Raw genomic sequence first — 13,669 nt, forward strand, 5'->3', positions numbered from 1 at the left:
ACGGTGTGCCAATTGAATATTCGCTTTAAAGTTCATTTAATCAACCACCATATATATAAATGCACAGCAATCCGCATGGCTTCTAATCAGTGTTTCTTTCAAGTTTTATACGATCACAAACGGCTTAGCCCTGCTCACTATATGCGGCTGTCCATATCGCGTATCGCCTATGTGTTACGCCCATCATCTAACTCTAAATGCTTTCTTTGCATCTTCACCAAGAAAATCTTGTATCGCAATCTGATATTTACAGGATGGCCAAATGGTATATCGCCTGGCGATACAAAGATAAAACAAGGAGTATTATTACGTTCTGGGAATGACTCTGTTCGAAAGTCTCCGGGTTCCTTATATCGCCTTTTCTCATAAAGATGTATATAGCTTAGGCAAATCTCTAAACGCCTGCTTTTGCTTTTCAACACATCGCGCGATACGATTCTACCTTTATTATTCTACTGTTAAGGATTCATTTGTTTTGATATCCCTTTATGTTTCATAGTAGAATGCTTTAAACAGGAAACCAGAAAACCCTGACCTCTGCCTGCCTTATTTTCGAAAAATCGAGAAAAGCCCGCCCCATTTTTCTTTAGGTTTTTGGATCGCTACTTCTAACCGTCTATTAAAGTCGATTTGTGAACTCCATTCTTTCTTCTGTTCTTCCCTCATGGTTTGAATCTCTTTTTGTAAAAGTTCACTTTTGTGTTTTTCTTCCTGAAGCAATGTCTCGTAATGAGTTTTTTGTTGTTCGGTTAATTTTTCAATTTTAGCATTCGTTTTTTGTGCTGAATTGCCAATAGTAGAACTAATAATATGATGATCTTGCTGGAGCCGGGAAACCTTCGTCTTAAGCTCGGACATATCGTTTGTCAGCTGGACATTCATTTCACGAGTGGCTGCAAGTTCATTAACTAAAAACATTAAAACTTCTTTTAATTGATTGGGGTCTTGGGGTAAACTTTCATATGTATCGGGGATCGCTATAACTGCTTCATTGGTTCCTTCCAATCTTTCTTTTTGCTGATGCACAAGGTCTTTAGCTGTATCATCCAAAGGCTTGTCTGTATCACGCAGCGCTACAAGCGCTTCGATGTCAGATTGGACAAAGATTCGCCGGTCACCATCTTTTAAAAACTCATATCCATTCCGCTCCAGTATTTGGCCATACTTACGAACAGTGGGAGTCGCTATTCCCACTTCTTCAGCCACTTCCTTTGAAGAGAAAGCTCGTTCATTCGGTTGTATATCACGTCGCATATCGGACCTCCTATTCTTCTAAACTAAATATGAAGGTTTTTAAATTATTTTGCAAGTCTTATCGCCATGCGATATGTGCAGAAAAACGCGCTGCCAAGCCTTTTTAAGGAATTCTGTAACAAAACAAAAAAAATTAAATGCCCTCGTTTTAGTGATATACAGAAACCATGAGAAAGCATATTGCTTAAAGACCCGTATGGAAAAGAAACATTAACATTGTCTATATACCATTATAAGTTCAAGCAATCCAAAATTTTATAGTACTCAGCTAAGCTAAGCCAGCTAACGCCACAAAGCCCTCCAAGGGCAAATTGTCATGGGTTATAAATAGCATGAACATCTTTTAATTTAAAAAGAAGGAAATAAATAACCGTGGGTTTTTTTAATGAAGAATCAAGGAGCATCAAAGCGAGTTATACTAAATGAGATTACTTTATATTGGCTCGATAGTTTATTAACATGCATATAACGGAGAAATGTTAACCTTTCACGAGATCTTATGGGTGATGTTTGCGATGTTTGCTGACATTAAAACCACCTTGGAGTCTTATCCCCCCATAAAGACACTCAAAATGAAGAAAGGCCTCCCACCAGTTCAGCAATTGATGAAAGGCCTCTCCTTTAATAGGTGGTTTTTTAAGAGAATAGACAAGCAGCATCTTAGCTAAAGAGCACAGGCACACTTATCTACCTATCATAGAAAACCCGTATATCAGGCTACATGATGTTTATTACATCATGCCGCCCATTCCGCCCATTCCGCCCATGTCAGGCATTCCGCCGCCTGCACCAGCTGGTTCTGGCTTATCAGCAACAACAGCTTCAGTTGTTAAGAACATAGCTGCAACAGATGCTGCGTTTTGAAGTGCAGAACGAGTAACTTTAGTTGGGTCAACGATACCGGCCTGGATCATGTTTACCCACTCACCAGTAGCAGCGTTGAAGCCTGTTCCGATTTCTTCGCGCTTTAGGCGGTCAACGATGACGGAACCTTCAAGTCCCGCATTGTGAGCGATTGTGCGAACTGGCTCTTCGATTGCGCGAAGCACGATGTTGATACCAGTTTGTACATCGCCGTCAGCTTGAAGCTCGGCAACTTTATTGTAAACATTCAGAAGGGCAACTCCACCACCGGATACGATACCTTCTTCAACAGCTGCACGTGTTGAGTTCAGGGCATCCTCGATGCGAAGCTTGCGCTCTTTCAATTCAGTTTCGGTAGCAGCACCAACTTTGATAACTGCAACACCGCCAGCCAATTTAGCAAGGCGCTCTTGTAGTTTTTCACGATCAAATTCAGAAGTAGTTTCTTCTAATTGAACGCGGATTTGGTTTACACGGCCAGCGATTTGCGCGCTGTCTCCTGCGCCTTCAACGATTGTTGTGTTTTCTTTTGATACAACAACCTTAACAGCGCGGCCAAGTGATTCGATTGAAGCGGATTTAAGGTCACGGCCAAGCTCTTCAGTGATGACTTCCCCGCCAGTAAGGGCAGCGATGTCTTCGAGCATTGCTTTACGGCGGTCACCGAAGCCAGGAGCCTTAACAGCTACAGCATTGAATGTTCCGCGAAGCTTGTTGACTACCAATGTAGCAAGGGCTTCCCCTTCAACATCTTCAGCAATCATCAATAATGGCTTGCCTTGTTGAACAACTTGCTCAAGGACAGGAAGGATTTCCTGGATGTTGGTAATCTTCTTGTCAGTGATCAGGATATATGGGTTATCAAGGACTGCTTCCATCTTGTCGGAATCAGTAACCATGTATGGAGATGCATATCCACGGTCAAATTGCATACCTTCTACTACATCAAGCTCAGTAGTGAAGCCTTTTGATTCTTCGATCGTGATAACACCGTCGTTGCCAACGCGCTCCATTGCTTCCGCAATCAGTTGGCCAACTTCTTCGTCAGCAGCTGAGATAGCGGCAACCTGTGCAATGGATTCTTTGTTTTCAACTGGCTTGGAAATAGCTTTAAGCTCTTCTACTGCAGTTACAACTGCTTTTTCAATTCCTTTGCGGATGCCCATTGGGTTCGCACCGGCAGTTACGTTCTTTAGGCCTTCGCGGATCATCGCTTGAGCAAGAACGGTTGCTGTAGTTGTACCGTCACCGGCAACATCGTTTGTTTTGCTTGCCACTTCAGCAACAAGCTTGGCACCCATGTTTTCGAAAGCATCTTCAAGTTCGATTTCTTTTGCGATTGTCACACCATCATTTGTAATTAGCGGTGAACCAAACTTTTTCTCAAGAACCACGTTGCGTCCTTTTGGTCCGAGCGTTACTTTAACTGCATCAGCAAGAGTGTCAACACCGCGAAGCATCGCGCGGCGGGCTTCTTCACTAAATTTAATCTCTTTAGCCATCGTATAAAAACCTCCTCGAATTATAGCTTTTTTCTATTCATTCCCGGGCAGCTTTATTCGCCTACAACAGCCAGGATATCACTTTCACGAAGGATCAAGTATTCAGTTCCTTGATACTTTACTTCTGTACCACCGTATTTTGAGAAGATGATTCGGTCGCCGACGGAAACTTCAAGGGCAACACGCTCTCCGCTTTCAAGAACACGGCCAGTTCCTACAGCTACTACTTTACCTTCTTGAGGTTTTTCTTTAGCTGAGTCGGGTAATACGATACCGCTTGCAGTTTTTTCTTCAGACTCAACAAGCTCAATAATAATGCGATCACCTAATGGCTTGATCAAGTGAAACTACCTCCTCAAATATATGTAATTTTTAATTATTAGCACTCTCCTCAATTGAGTGCTAACACAATTTATATATTAAATGAATCCCGTACTATTTTGCAAGTATCAAGCAAAAAAATTTTTTCAATTTTTTCCGCTTTTTCAAGCATAGGTTTTTCCAATCATTTTATCGGTCTATTTTGTTAAAAATAAGCAAAACCCTTCTATTTGAACTTTTGCCTGTTTTATTAGTAGAATGGATAATAGGGCTATTTTTGTGCAGTATTCGTATGTCTAGTCCATAAACAAAAATATACAATTTGGCTTGCTAAAGGTCGTGAGTCTTACCAAAATAATGGTGCTTCCGCTCTATATTTAAAAAGGAGACTACTGTATTGAAAAAGGAATATTGGTTCATATTAATTGCTTATATTATCATGCAATTGTCCAGCCTGATTGGAGTCCCCCTTGTTGCCTACATTGGCACCCTGATGGGTCAAAGTCCCCAGGAAATGCAGATGGTTGCAGTTCCATACTGGCTAGTCATCTCATTTTCCGTCACATTATTGATTGTCCTATTATTACTGAGAGACGAGTTCCGCACAAAGACGGAAATCCGGAATGCCTCATCACTTGTCAGTTCGATTTCCTGGGCTTTCGCCGGTATTTTTCTGGCTCTATTTGCACAGGGACTTGCAGCAAATATTGAAACCATGCTTGGGATTGAGACAGGCTCGGAAAATACCCAGCAGATCATCGGCATTATCGAGCAATTCCCGATTGTTATCCTGATTAGTTCTGTAATCGGGCCAATTCTTGAGGAAATTGTGTTCCGAAAAATCATTTTCGGTGGCCTATACAAACGGTTTAACTTCTTTCTGGCGGCTTTGATCAGTTCTGTTATCTTCGCCCTTGCCCATTTTGAACCAGAACATGTCATTTTATACTCGGCTATGGGTTTTACTTTTGCCTTTTTATATGTAAGAACGAAACGGATTATTGTTCCGATCTTTGCCCATGTGGCCATGAATACCTTTGTTGTGTTAGTCCAGTCGGTATTCCGCGAAGATTTGGAGAGAATGATGAAGGAAGCTGAACAAATTCAAAGCTTTATTGGAGGATACTTTTTATGAGACAAACGCCTCTGTTTTCAGGGATTATCTATATTGTTTTGGGACTTCTTTTTACCTATTTTGCGGTTCAGAACGTCAATGAGGATGGCTGGGGATTCTTCTCCTATCTGCTCGTCCTTTTAGCGACGTTTGACCTTGGATCGGGTATCCGCATGGTTCTATTCCACTTCAAACTTAAAAATTTCCAAAAAAAATCTTAGCAAAAAAGCCTCTTCTATTAAGGAAGAGGCTTTTTGCTATCCAGCGTATGGGTATCTTGTCCAATCATTCGTCTTCATCGGTGGGATAATGCTTCAGAAAGTAGATAAGAGACTGAAGCTCAACTGCGAGGTCAATATGATGGATGCGGATGGAAGGCGGCACATTCAGCCTCGCCGGTGTAAAGTTCAGGATACCCTTTATTTCCGCTTTAACAAGGCGGTCTGTAATTTGCTGGGCCACCCCTGAAGGGATTGTGAGGATTGCCACATGAATGTCCTCACGCTGAATCACTTCCTCCAGCTCATCCATATGATAGACTGGAACATCACCTATTTGTGAACCAACCTTACTTTTGTCCACATCAAAGGCAATCTGAATTTTAGTATTATTATTCTTGGAAAAATTATAGTTTAAAAAGGCGGTACCCAGATTTCCGACACCAATCAAAGCCACCTTAGTCAGTTCATCCTGGTCGAGTGTCTTTCGGAAAAAGGTCAACAGGTAATTGACATTATAGCCATAACCCTTTTTTCCCAATGCACCGAAATAGGAAAAGTCCCGGCGGATCGTTGCTGAGTCCACTTTTACCGCTTCACTTAGCTCTGCCGATGACACCCTTTGTTTTCCTGAGGAATGAAGGTTCAATAAGAACCGGTAATAAAGCGGCAGCCTTTTTGCCGTAGCCTGGGGAATCTTAATTGTTTCGTTTGACATTACTTCTGCCTCCTCTCCTTTACACACATTTATTTTAGTTTCTCTGCTCTATTATAATCGCCATTTTTTCCGCCCGTTTTTTCGACGAGATAAGTCTCGCCGATTACCATCCCTTTGTCAACTGCCTTGCACATATCATAGACAGTGAGGGCACAGACAGAAGCGGCTGTTAGCGCTTCCATTTCGACTCCTGTATTCCCTTTTGTTTTTACGGAAGCGGAGATATTTAAATGATATTCAGTCTCCCCCTTCTCCCACGAAAATGAGAGATCTATCCCTGTCAGAGGCAACGGATGGCACATCGGTATGATTTCAGAGGTCTTCTTTGCGGCCATAATGCCAGCGACCTGGGCAACCGCCAGGACATCCCCTTTTTTCATTTTATTACCGGTAATCCTGTCATAAATATCTTTTGTTATGGAAATGCTCGAATGGGCAATTGCGGTACGGACGGTTTCTGGTTTTTCACTGACATCAACCATCTTGGCCCGGCCCTCTTCATTAAAATGAGTAAACTCTGCCATAATTAACTCCTTTCAACAAAACTATACACTATTTTGACATATTTGTGTGTGAACATTGTATCTATTTTCACATATTTCTTTTATATAGGGTTCCATGCAGATTGAAAATCGTTAATGGGAAATCCCCTTTATTGCCGAGTATTACCGATTCAGGTACACTAAACATAGGGCAATTGAGGTGAAAGAATTATGATTTTATTACAAGTGAATCAGCTGACAAAATATTTTGCAGCTGAACTTATTTTATCGAATATTAAGCTTGAAATCCAAACTCAGGACCGTGTCGCACTTGTTGGGAGAAATGGAGCTGGAAAATCCACTCTCTTAAAAATCATTGCCGGCCAGTCCTCCTATGATTCAGGGGAGATTATCAGGCCAAAAGGTGTCTCGATTGGGTACCTCGCCCAGAACACCGGCCTTGAATCAGAACAGACCATCTGGAACGAGATGCTGTCAGTCTTTAATGAACTTCGTAAAATGGAAACGGAATTGCGAAAGCTTGAGGGGCAAATGTCTGATCCGCAAATTCTATCCAACCATAGTAAGTATGAACGGATCTTGAATGAGTATGATCTTCTCCAGGTAAAGTTTAAAGATCAAGGCGGCTACCAATATGAAGCCGATATTCGCTCAGTCCTTCATGGGCTCAATTTTGGTTCTTTTGATTATGACACCAGGATATCCACATTAAGCGGCGGGCAGAAGACAAGGCTTGCACTGGGGAAACTTTTGCTTTCACGCCCCGATATCCTTATTTTGGACGAACCTACAAACCATCTGGATATTGAAACTCTGTCCTGGCTGGAACAGTATCTGCAAGGGTATTCAGGAGCGGTTTTAATTGTTTCCCATGACCGGTATTTCCTTGATAAAGTGGTTAACCAGGTTTTTGAACTTTCACGGCGTAAAATGACCAAATTTGCTGGAAACTACAGCTCCTATTTGCAGCAGAAAGCAGAAAATTATGAACGGGACATGAAGCTTTATGAGAAGCAGCAGGATGAAATCGCGAAACTTGAGGATTTTGTCCAGCGTAATCTTGCCCGTGCTTCTACAACCAAAAGGGCCCAAAGCCGTCGTAAACAGCTGCAGAGAATGGACAGGATGGACCGGCCGGGCGGCGATGAGAAATCGGCCTCCTTTATGTTTGATATCGACCGGCAAAGCGGAAATGATGTCCTGAGAGCAGATGCTTTGGCTGTAGGATATGAATCAGAAAAAGTATCCGAAGATATCTCCTTTCAAATTTCAAGAGGAGAGAGCATCGCATTGGTTGGTCCCAATGGGGTGGGTAAATCAACCCTGTTAAAAACAATCGTTCAAAAGCTTCCCGCCCTTTCCGGGGATATCCATTCCGGCTCCAATGTAACCATTGGCTATTATGATCAGGAGCAGGCGGAGCTTACCTCCAATAAAAAGGTTCTGAATGAACTGTGGGATGAATATCCCCTTAAGCCTGAAAAAGAAATCCGCACGGTACTTGGCAATTTCCTGTTTTCCGGAGATGATGTCCTAAAAACCGTTTCCTCGCTGTCCGGCGGCGAAAAAGCCAGGCTTGCCCTGGCAAAATTAATGATGGAAAAAGCGAATTTCCTCATTCTTGATGAACCGACAAACCATCTTGATCTGGATAGCAAGGAAGTACTCGAAAATGCCTTGATTGATTATCCCGGGACCATTTTGTTTGTTTCGCACGACCGTTATTTTATAAACCGCATAGCAACTAAGGTCATTGAACTTAGCCGCAGTGGAGCTGCGCAATACCTCGGTGATTATGATTACTATCTTGAGAAAAAACTTGAACAGGAGGAACTGAAGGCCCTAACTGCCTTGCCTGCATCCTCAGACAAACAGGCTGCCGCCTCCACGGCTTCCGACAAGTCATCCTATCAACAGGATAAGGAAGCGAAAAAACTCGAACGTCAGAAGAAAAGAAGAATTGAAGAAATCGAAGCTTCAATAGAAGTCCTAGAAACCGAAATTTCGAATTATGAAGAGCTTCTTTGCGATCCTGAAATTTTTCAGGATCATAAAAAGGTAGGAGAACTCAACGAACAGCTTGAAAAGGCAAAGCATGAAGTTGAACTTTTGATGGAGGAATGGACTGAACTTGCTGAATAAAAAAATCCCGGAACAAATTCCGGGATTTTTTTATGTATTTCGCCAAGGTTCGACTTTTTTATCCACAGCAGTTATGCACATACAAATATGCACAATATCAAAGTTATTTACGCTTTTCCACACTATCCACAAAAAACCTTCCATTTATCCACATTGTCAACATTATTCACTGTTTTTCCTTATGTTATCCACAGTGTTCTGAAAATATAAACTTTATGAGTTGTGGATAGTAATGTCTAATCCTGCGTTTCCGTTTAGAGTTAAATCCGATCTTTTTCCCTTTTCATACAAAATACTGCCTACTGCAGCAATCATCGCGGCATTATCTGTGCACAATGATAACGGCGGAATGACCAGTTCTACGTCCTTAAGCCCACTGAATGCAGCTGTCAAGGCAGCTCTAAGTCCTTTATTCGCTGCAACGCCTCCAGCAAGGAGGACTTGATTTACTTTATATTCTTTTGCAGCCTGTACGGTTTTCGTAACGAGGACATCCACTACACTCGCCTGAAAGCTCGCAGCTAATACTTCCGGAGCGATTTTATCCCCACGCTGCTCAGCATTGTGGACAGTGTTTATAACAGCAGATTTTAATCCACTGAAACTGAAATCATAGGATCCCGGTTCCAGCCAAGCCCTCGGCAGGTCAATATCAGGCGTTCCCTCGTGCGCAAGCCGGTCAATATGGGGCCCTCCTGGATATGGCAGACTCAGCGTCCTTGCTACTTTGTCGTAGGCCTCCCCTGCCGCATCATCCCTTGTCTCTCCAATGACCTCAAAATGGCCGTGCTCTTTCATGTATACTAATTCCGTATGGCCCCCTGAAACCACCAGGGACAAAAGTGGGAAAGCCATCTCGGTAACGAGGCGGTTGGCATAAATATGCCCTGCAATATGATGGACCCCAACGAGGGGAATATCATGAGCAAAAGCGAGAGCCTTGGCTGCATTCACACCAATAAGCAAGGCCCCAACAAGACCAGGCCCTTCCGTTACGGCTATCGCATCTATATTGTCAATATCCATCTTCGCCTGACGCAACGCTTCTTCAAGGACGATGGTAACTTGCTCCACATGATGCCTGGATGCTATTTCAGGCACTACTCCGCCAAAACGTTTGTGGCTTTCAATTTGGGAGGAAACAACGTTTGCCACGATTTCCCTCCCATTTTTGACTATGGCAACTGCCGTTTCATCGCAGCTTGTTTCTATTCCCAATATCAGTTGATCTTTTTCAGCCTTCATAAATTCACCCACATAACTAAAGCATCTTCTAAATTATCGGTATAATACTGTTTTCGGATGGCTCCCTCTTGAAAACCCAGCTTGCGGTAAAGCGACTGGGCAACAAGATTACTTACTCTAACCTCAAGTGTCATTGTCTTCGCTCCTAACTCCTTGACCAAATCCATCACTTTCCGAAGAAGCGCCTCTCCCAGCTTCATCCCTCTGTATTCAGGCAGCAAGGCAATATTGGTGATATGCACTTCATCGATCACCACCCACGCTCCGCAGTATCCGGCTACCTCATTTCCTACCTCTATAACCGTATATAAGGCGAATTTGTTCATGGTCAGTTCATTGTGAAAAGCTTCCTTGCTCCAGGGAGTCGCAAAGGACTTTGTTTCAATTTCATGGATCCGGTCAATATCCTTAAGTTCCATTGCCCGGAATGCAATTGTATTGTTCATAGCGATCTTCCTATTTATTTTTTTGGTTGCTTTGGGACTCCAGCCATTTTGCTTCTGCTTCGGCCAGACGGATATAGTTTGGAACAAAGTGGTGAGGATCCTCATCAGGCTTATTCCGGCCCAATAGGGCAAGCTCAGCGGGACGGGGGTTATGTTCCGTAATCTCTGCAAACACCGCCTTGTCGCCTAATATCTCCTTTAAAATATCTTGATGCAATGGCAAGTCATTTCCAGCAATCAAAATATTTTGGGAGAGTTCATTTAGTTTTGGAGCCCAATCAGTTGTCATGATCAATTGGTCCTCCATGATTGAGGAAATTCTGCCTTCCTCAAACTGGTAAAGCCCCGTGTATATTTGGCCTCTTCGAGCATCAAACAAGGGGGACACGAACCCATTGAAGTGACGTCCGGATGAAGCTGCCAATACCTCAAGGCTTGAAACCCCGGTGAGTGGTATATTAAGTGTCCATGCCAGTGTCTTGGCAATGGTGACCCCAATCCTGACACCAGTATAAGAGCCTGGACCTTTAGCCACGACTATTTTAGAAAGCTCTGCCGGTTTTACATTGCATTCATTCATCAATGTCTGGATGGCAGGCATGACCCTAACTGAATGGTTCTTCTTTAAGTTCGAAATATATTCACCCATCACCTGGTTTCCATCCAGCAATCCTATTCCCAGAACATAATTCGATGTATCAATTGATAGTATCTTCATTAAAAAGCTCCTTACATAACAGTTCATACCTTTGTCCCCTAGGCTCAGCTACAATCTTCCGGGAGTTATTTTCCCCATGGTACAGCCGGATTGTAAGTAAACCTTCAGGGAGCTGCTCCTCAATTAAGTGAGCCCATTCCACCACGGTTACACCGCTTCCTTCGAAATACTCCTCGAAACCAAGATCCTCATAGGAGTCTTCAACACGATAGACATCCATATGATAGAGCGGGAGCCTGCCCTGATATTCCTTAATAATGGTGAAGGTTGGGCTATTTACTGTTCGCTTTATACCTAGCCCTTCCGCCAGCCCTTTTGTAAAAGTTGTCTTTCCTGCACCCAGGTCCCCTTCAAGGGCAATTACATCACCAGGCTCCAGAAGTCCGGCAAGCCTCTTTGCAAATTCCTTTGTCTGGTCAGAACCTTTTGAAATAAATTGATATGGTGCCATTGCACATCACCTAAATTCCTTTGTTATCTCTCTATTTTACCCGCTTTTTGGCAAATAGCCTTAGCGGAATACAAAAAACCCTAGGATCCTCTCCTAAGGAACATAATCTATTTGTAGTGTACACTTTTTTAGGGTGGCGGGCAAAGGGCAATGACTTTTTATCCGATCTCATCTTGAGCAGCAAAGGTGGAGGGCTGGATTTACCCTTTATAAGATGAAATAAGAATTAAGAATAGCAATGGTGCTGCTGATGCCTAAGCTTTGTTACTTACACTTCTTGGATAACGTAGTATAAAGCGAGGATCTCGTAGTGTAAATAGCCCAATTAGTAGCGCAATTGACCAAACCCGCAGTGTAATTAGGCTACTCTGTAGAGTAATCCTTAATTAGCGTAGTATAAAACCAGTAAAAGGTTCCCCCCCCCTCTATCCCAGCAATGCTGCTGTGGTGCCAGGCAGGACTACTTGACACTTATAGGATAACGTAGTGTAAATTGTTGGTTTTGTAGTGTTATTAGCCACTTCTGTAATGTAAATACCGCTTTTCGTAGAGTAAACCGTTTATTCCAAAGTGTAAATCTGTACAATCGTAGTGTAAATAGTTCCCTTCCACTATATCTATGTAGTGCTTCTAGGATACGAACAAACATTTACGGCAACAAATTTTGGCGATTTTGTTAAACTCCTGTATTAGTGAAGGATTTTATCCTATTAAGCAGAATTACACAATAATATTAACTAGGGAGGAATATTTCTGATTACTAAATATAGAACTAAAAGTATCAAGATCCCGATTAACGAGGCGTTACTAGAAAGATTGGATCATATGCACCCCAAGATATCAATCATTACACAAGACCTTGTATTGTTTAAAGCCGGAGCTAGAGGAGAAGAAGAAGTGGATTATTACTTAAAGTTTCTCCCGGAGGATGAATGTAATATTTTTCAGGGCATTCGGTTGCAATTTAAAGAACTTAAATTTCAAATAGACACATTAATACTATTCCCTTGGTTTATACTCATCCTTGAAGTTAAAAACTATTCTGGAACAGTAACCTTCAATTCTGATTTCAACCAAATTACCCGTACTTTAAATGGTAGAGAAGATGGCTTTGAAGATCCTATTGTGCAGGCAAAGAGGCAACGTTACCTTCTCTCTTGCTGGTTAAAGGAAATGCAGCTTCCTCAGATTCCTATTGAATTTCTGGTTACCTTTGTGAAAACATCCACTATTTTAAAAAACCCTCAGCATTCCCCCGAAGTGTCTAGTAAAATATGTTTGGCTGGAAACCTCATTTTTAAGATAGAACATCTAAAACAAAAATATAGCAAAAAGGAACTTTCCCCGAAGATTGTAAATAGGCTGGCTAAAATGCTATTAGAATACCACATCCCGGAAACTCCATCTTACCATCCATATAATATTGCAAAAGACGATTTAAAAACAGGGGTCCAGTGCCCTACATGCAAGGCTTTTAGAATGTTCAGGGTTAGTGGGACCTGGAAATGTCCTTCACGCGGACACACCTCAAAGGCAGCCCATTACCGAGCAGTTAATGATTACTTCTTACTATTCAACCCTACTATTTCCAATCGACAACTTCAGGATTTTCTCCATCTGCCTAACCAAAAGCTGGCCACAAAGTTACTGGTAAATATGAACCTCGTTCCCCAAGGTTTTCGCAAGGATAGAGTTTATTCTCCGCAACCTTTTAAATATTGAATATAGAAAATGTAAACAGACAAAGAAATCCCACAGCAATGCTCTGGGATTTCTTTGTCATATAAAATAAAAAAAACGAAACAAGGTCTCGTTTGATAGAACTCTTTTATTCTATTAAAATGGCGGTCCCGACGGGAATCGAACCCGCGATCTCCTGCGTGACAGGCAGGCATGTTAACCGCTACACCACGGGACCCAATGGGATTATGTAATGGATTATTGCGGGGGCAGGATTTGAACCTGCGACCTTCGGGTTATGAGCCCGACGAGCTACCGGACTGCTCCACCCCGCGCCGATAATAAATAATATCCATTTGTGTTATCCACATATCCACATTGCTTGTGAATAAGTGGTATAGCCTGGCAACGTCCTACTCTCACAGGGGGAAACCCCCAACTACCATCGGCGCTGAGAAGCTTAACTTCCGTGTTCGGCATGGGAACGGGTGTG

Annotated in this window: 13 protein-coding genes, 2 tRNA genes and 1 rRNA gene; 4 read left to right on the top strand and 12 right to left on the bottom strand. The window is 42.5% G+C overall.

Annotated elements, in window-relative coordinates; genetic code table 11:
• Positions 1–546: 546 nt before the first annotated feature.
• The 3 genes from EV146_RS25435 to groES all read right to left on the bottom strand — a co-directional run bounded on the left by EV146_RS25435 (position 547) and on the right by groES (position 3,961).
• On the bottom strand, positions 547–1,254 hold the full coding sequence (locus tag EV146_RS25435) for a hypothetical protein (RefSeq protein WP_132011461.1): 708 nt from the start codon (positions 1,252–1,254) through the stop codon (positions 547–549).
• 731 nt (positions 1,255–1,985) lie between these two features.
• Positions 1,986–3,620, bottom strand: coding sequence for a chaperonin GroEL (gene groL / locus EV146_RS25440; RefSeq protein ID WP_132011462.1), 1,635 nt, complete (start codon positions 3,618–3,620; stop codon positions 1,986–1,988).
• 53 nt (positions 3,621–3,673) lie between these two features.
• Positions 3,674–3,961 carry a co-chaperone GroES gene (gene groES / locus EV146_RS25445; RefSeq protein WP_121610222.1) on the bottom strand — a complete coding sequence of 96 codons (288 nt, stop codon included), beginning with the start codon at positions 3,959–3,961 and terminating at the stop codon, positions 3,674–3,676.
• Between the two features lie 377 nt (positions 3,962–4,338).
• Between groES and EV146_RS25450 the strand changes: the two genes are divergently transcribed.
• Both EV146_RS25450 and EV146_RS25455 read left to right on the top strand, forming a co-directional pair.
• Entirely contained in the window at positions 4,339–5,076 is a 738-nt protein-coding gene (locus EV146_RS25450) for a CPBP family intramembrane glutamic endopeptidase (protein WP_121610223.1), read from the top strand.
• A complete protein-coding gene (locus EV146_RS25455; RefSeq protein ID WP_121610224.1) occupies positions 5,073–5,276 on the top strand; it encodes a YdiK family protein in 204 nt (67 codons plus the stop codon). Before EV146_RS25450 ends, EV146_RS25455 begins: the two co-directional genes overlap by 4 nt.
• Before the next feature lie 64 nt (positions 5,277–5,340).
• Here the strand turns inward: EV146_RS25455 and EV146_RS25460 are convergent, their stop codons facing one another.
• Both EV146_RS25460 and moaC read right to left on the bottom strand, forming a co-directional pair.
• Positions 5,341–5,991, bottom strand: a complete 651-nt coding sequence (locus EV146_RS25460; RefSeq protein ID WP_121610225.1) for a redox-sensing transcriptional repressor Rex — start codon at positions 5,989–5,991, stop codon at positions 5,341–5,343.
• Positions 5,992–6,020: 29 nt separating this feature from the next.
• Entirely contained in the window at positions 6,021–6,515 is a 495-nt protein-coding gene (gene moaC / locus EV146_RS25465) for a cyclic pyranopterin monophosphate synthase MoaC (RefSeq protein WP_132011463.1), read from the bottom strand.
• A 189-nt stretch (positions 6,516–6,704) separates the two neighbouring features.
• Between moaC and EV146_RS25470 the strand changes: the two genes are divergently transcribed.
• Positions 6,705–8,636 (top strand): ABC-F family ATP-binding cassette domain-containing protein, encoded by a 1,932-nt coding sequence (locus EV146_RS25470; RefSeq protein WP_132011464.1) that lies wholly within the window; start codon positions 6,705–6,707, stop codon positions 8,634–8,636.
• 213 nt (positions 8,637–8,849) lie between these two features.
• Here the strand turns inward: EV146_RS25470 and tsaD are convergent, their stop codons facing one another.
• Genes tsaD through tsaE form a run of 4 tightly spaced genes read right to left on the bottom strand, consistent with a single transcriptional unit; the run spans position 8,850 to position 11,496 of the window.
• Positions 8,850–9,881: a tRNA (adenosine(37)-N6)-threonylcarbamoyltransferase complex transferase subunit TsaD gene (gene tsaD, locus EV146_RS25475; RefSeq protein WP_132011465.1), complete on the bottom strand. Its 1,032-nt coding sequence runs from the start codon at positions 9,879–9,881 to the stop codon at positions 8,850–8,852.
• Complete coding sequence (gene rimI, locus EV146_RS25480; protein ID WP_132011466.1) at positions 9,878–10,327, bottom strand: ribosomal protein S18-alanine N-acetyltransferase; 450 nt, start codon at positions 10,325–10,327, stop codon at positions 9,878–9,880. The genes tsaD and rimI overlap by 4 nt, the downstream gene beginning before the upstream one ends.
• Before the next feature lie 10 nt (positions 10,328–10,337).
• A complete protein-coding gene (gene tsaB / locus EV146_RS25485) occupies positions 10,338–11,045 on the bottom strand; it encodes a tRNA (adenosine(37)-N6)-threonylcarbamoyltransferase complex dimerization subunit type 1 TsaB (protein WP_132011467.1) in 708 nt (235 codons plus the stop codon).
• Positions 11,026–11,496 carry a tRNA (adenosine(37)-N6)-threonylcarbamoyltransferase complex ATPase subunit type 1 TsaE gene (tsaE, locus tag EV146_RS25490; RefSeq protein ID WP_132011468.1) on the bottom strand — a complete coding sequence of 157 codons (471 nt, stop codon included), beginning with the start codon at positions 11,494–11,496 and terminating at the stop codon, positions 11,026–11,028. Before tsaE ends, tsaB begins: the two co-directional genes overlap by 20 nt.
• A gap of 825 nt (positions 11,497–12,321) precedes the next feature.
• On the opposite strand from tsaE, the gene EV146_RS25495 reads away from it, so the two are divergent.
• The gene (locus EV146_RS25495) at positions 12,322–13,218 is read left to right on the top strand and encodes a nuclease-related domain-containing protein (protein ID WP_158287225.1); all 897 of its coding nucleotides are present in this window, start codon (positions 12,322–12,324) and stop codon (positions 13,216–13,218) included.
• A gap of 120 nt (positions 13,219–13,338) precedes the next feature.
• Here the strand turns inward: EV146_RS25495 and EV146_RS25500 are convergent.
• From EV146_RS25500 to rrf, 3 genes are all read right to left on the bottom strand, one after another.
• Positions 13,339–13,414: transfer RNA gene (locus tag EV146_RS25500), tRNA-Asp, on the bottom strand.
• Between the two features lie 23 nt (positions 13,415–13,437).
• A tRNA-Met gene (locus tag EV146_RS25505) sits at positions 13,438–13,511 on the bottom strand.
• Positions 13,512–13,576: 65 nt separating this feature from the next.
• Positions 13,577–13,669: ribosomal RNA gene (rrf, locus tag EV146_RS25510) — 5S ribosomal RNA — on the bottom strand; the annotation flags it as partial.

Source organism: Mesobacillus foraminis (assembly GCF_004340465.1).
GTDB lineage: Bacteria > Bacillota > Bacilli > Bacillales > Cytobacillaceae > Mesobacillus_B > Mesobacillus_B foraminis.

Bases quoted from the DNA above. Each gene is read 5' to 3' on its own strand.
- EV146_RS25435 (WP_132011461.1), bottom strand. From the start codon at position 1,254: ATGCGACGTGATATACAACCGAATGAACGAGCTTTCTCTTCAAAGGAA.
- rimI (WP_132011466.1), bottom strand. From the start codon at position 10,327: ATGAACAATACAATTGCATTCCGGGCAATGGAACTTAAGGATATTGAC.
- groL (WP_132011462.1), bottom strand. From the start codon at position 3,620: ATGGCTAAAGAGATTAAATTTAGTGAAGAAGCCCGCCGCGCGATGCTT.
- EV146_RS25460 (WP_121610225.1), bottom strand. From the start codon at position 5,991: ATGTCAAACGAAACAATTAAGATTCCCCAGGCTACGGCAAAAAGGCTG.
- tsaB (WP_132011467.1), bottom strand. From the start codon at position 11,045: ATGAAGATACTATCAATTGATACATCGAATTATGTTCTGGGAATAGGA.
- EV146_RS25455 (WP_121610224.1), top strand. From the start codon at position 5,073: ATGAGACAAACGCCTCTGTTTTCAGGGATTATCTATATTGTTTTGGGA.
- tsaD (WP_132011465.1), bottom strand. From the start codon at position 9,881: ATGAAGGCTGAAAAAGATCAACTGATATTGGGAATAGAAACAAGCTGC.
- tsaE (WP_132011468.1), bottom strand. From the start codon at position 11,496: ATGGCACCATATCAATTTATTTCAAAAGGTTCTGACCAGACAAAGGAA.
- EV146_RS25470 (WP_132011464.1), top strand. From the start codon at position 6,705: ATGATTTTATTACAAGTGAATCAGCTGACAAAATATTTTGCAGCTGAA.
- moaC (WP_132011463.1), bottom strand. From the start codon at position 6,515: ATGGCAGAGTTTACTCATTTTAATGAAGAGGGCCGGGCCAAGATGGTT.
- EV146_RS25495 (WP_158287225.1), top strand. From the start codon at position 12,322: ATGCACCCCAAGATATCAATCATTACACAAGACCTTGTATTGTTTAAA.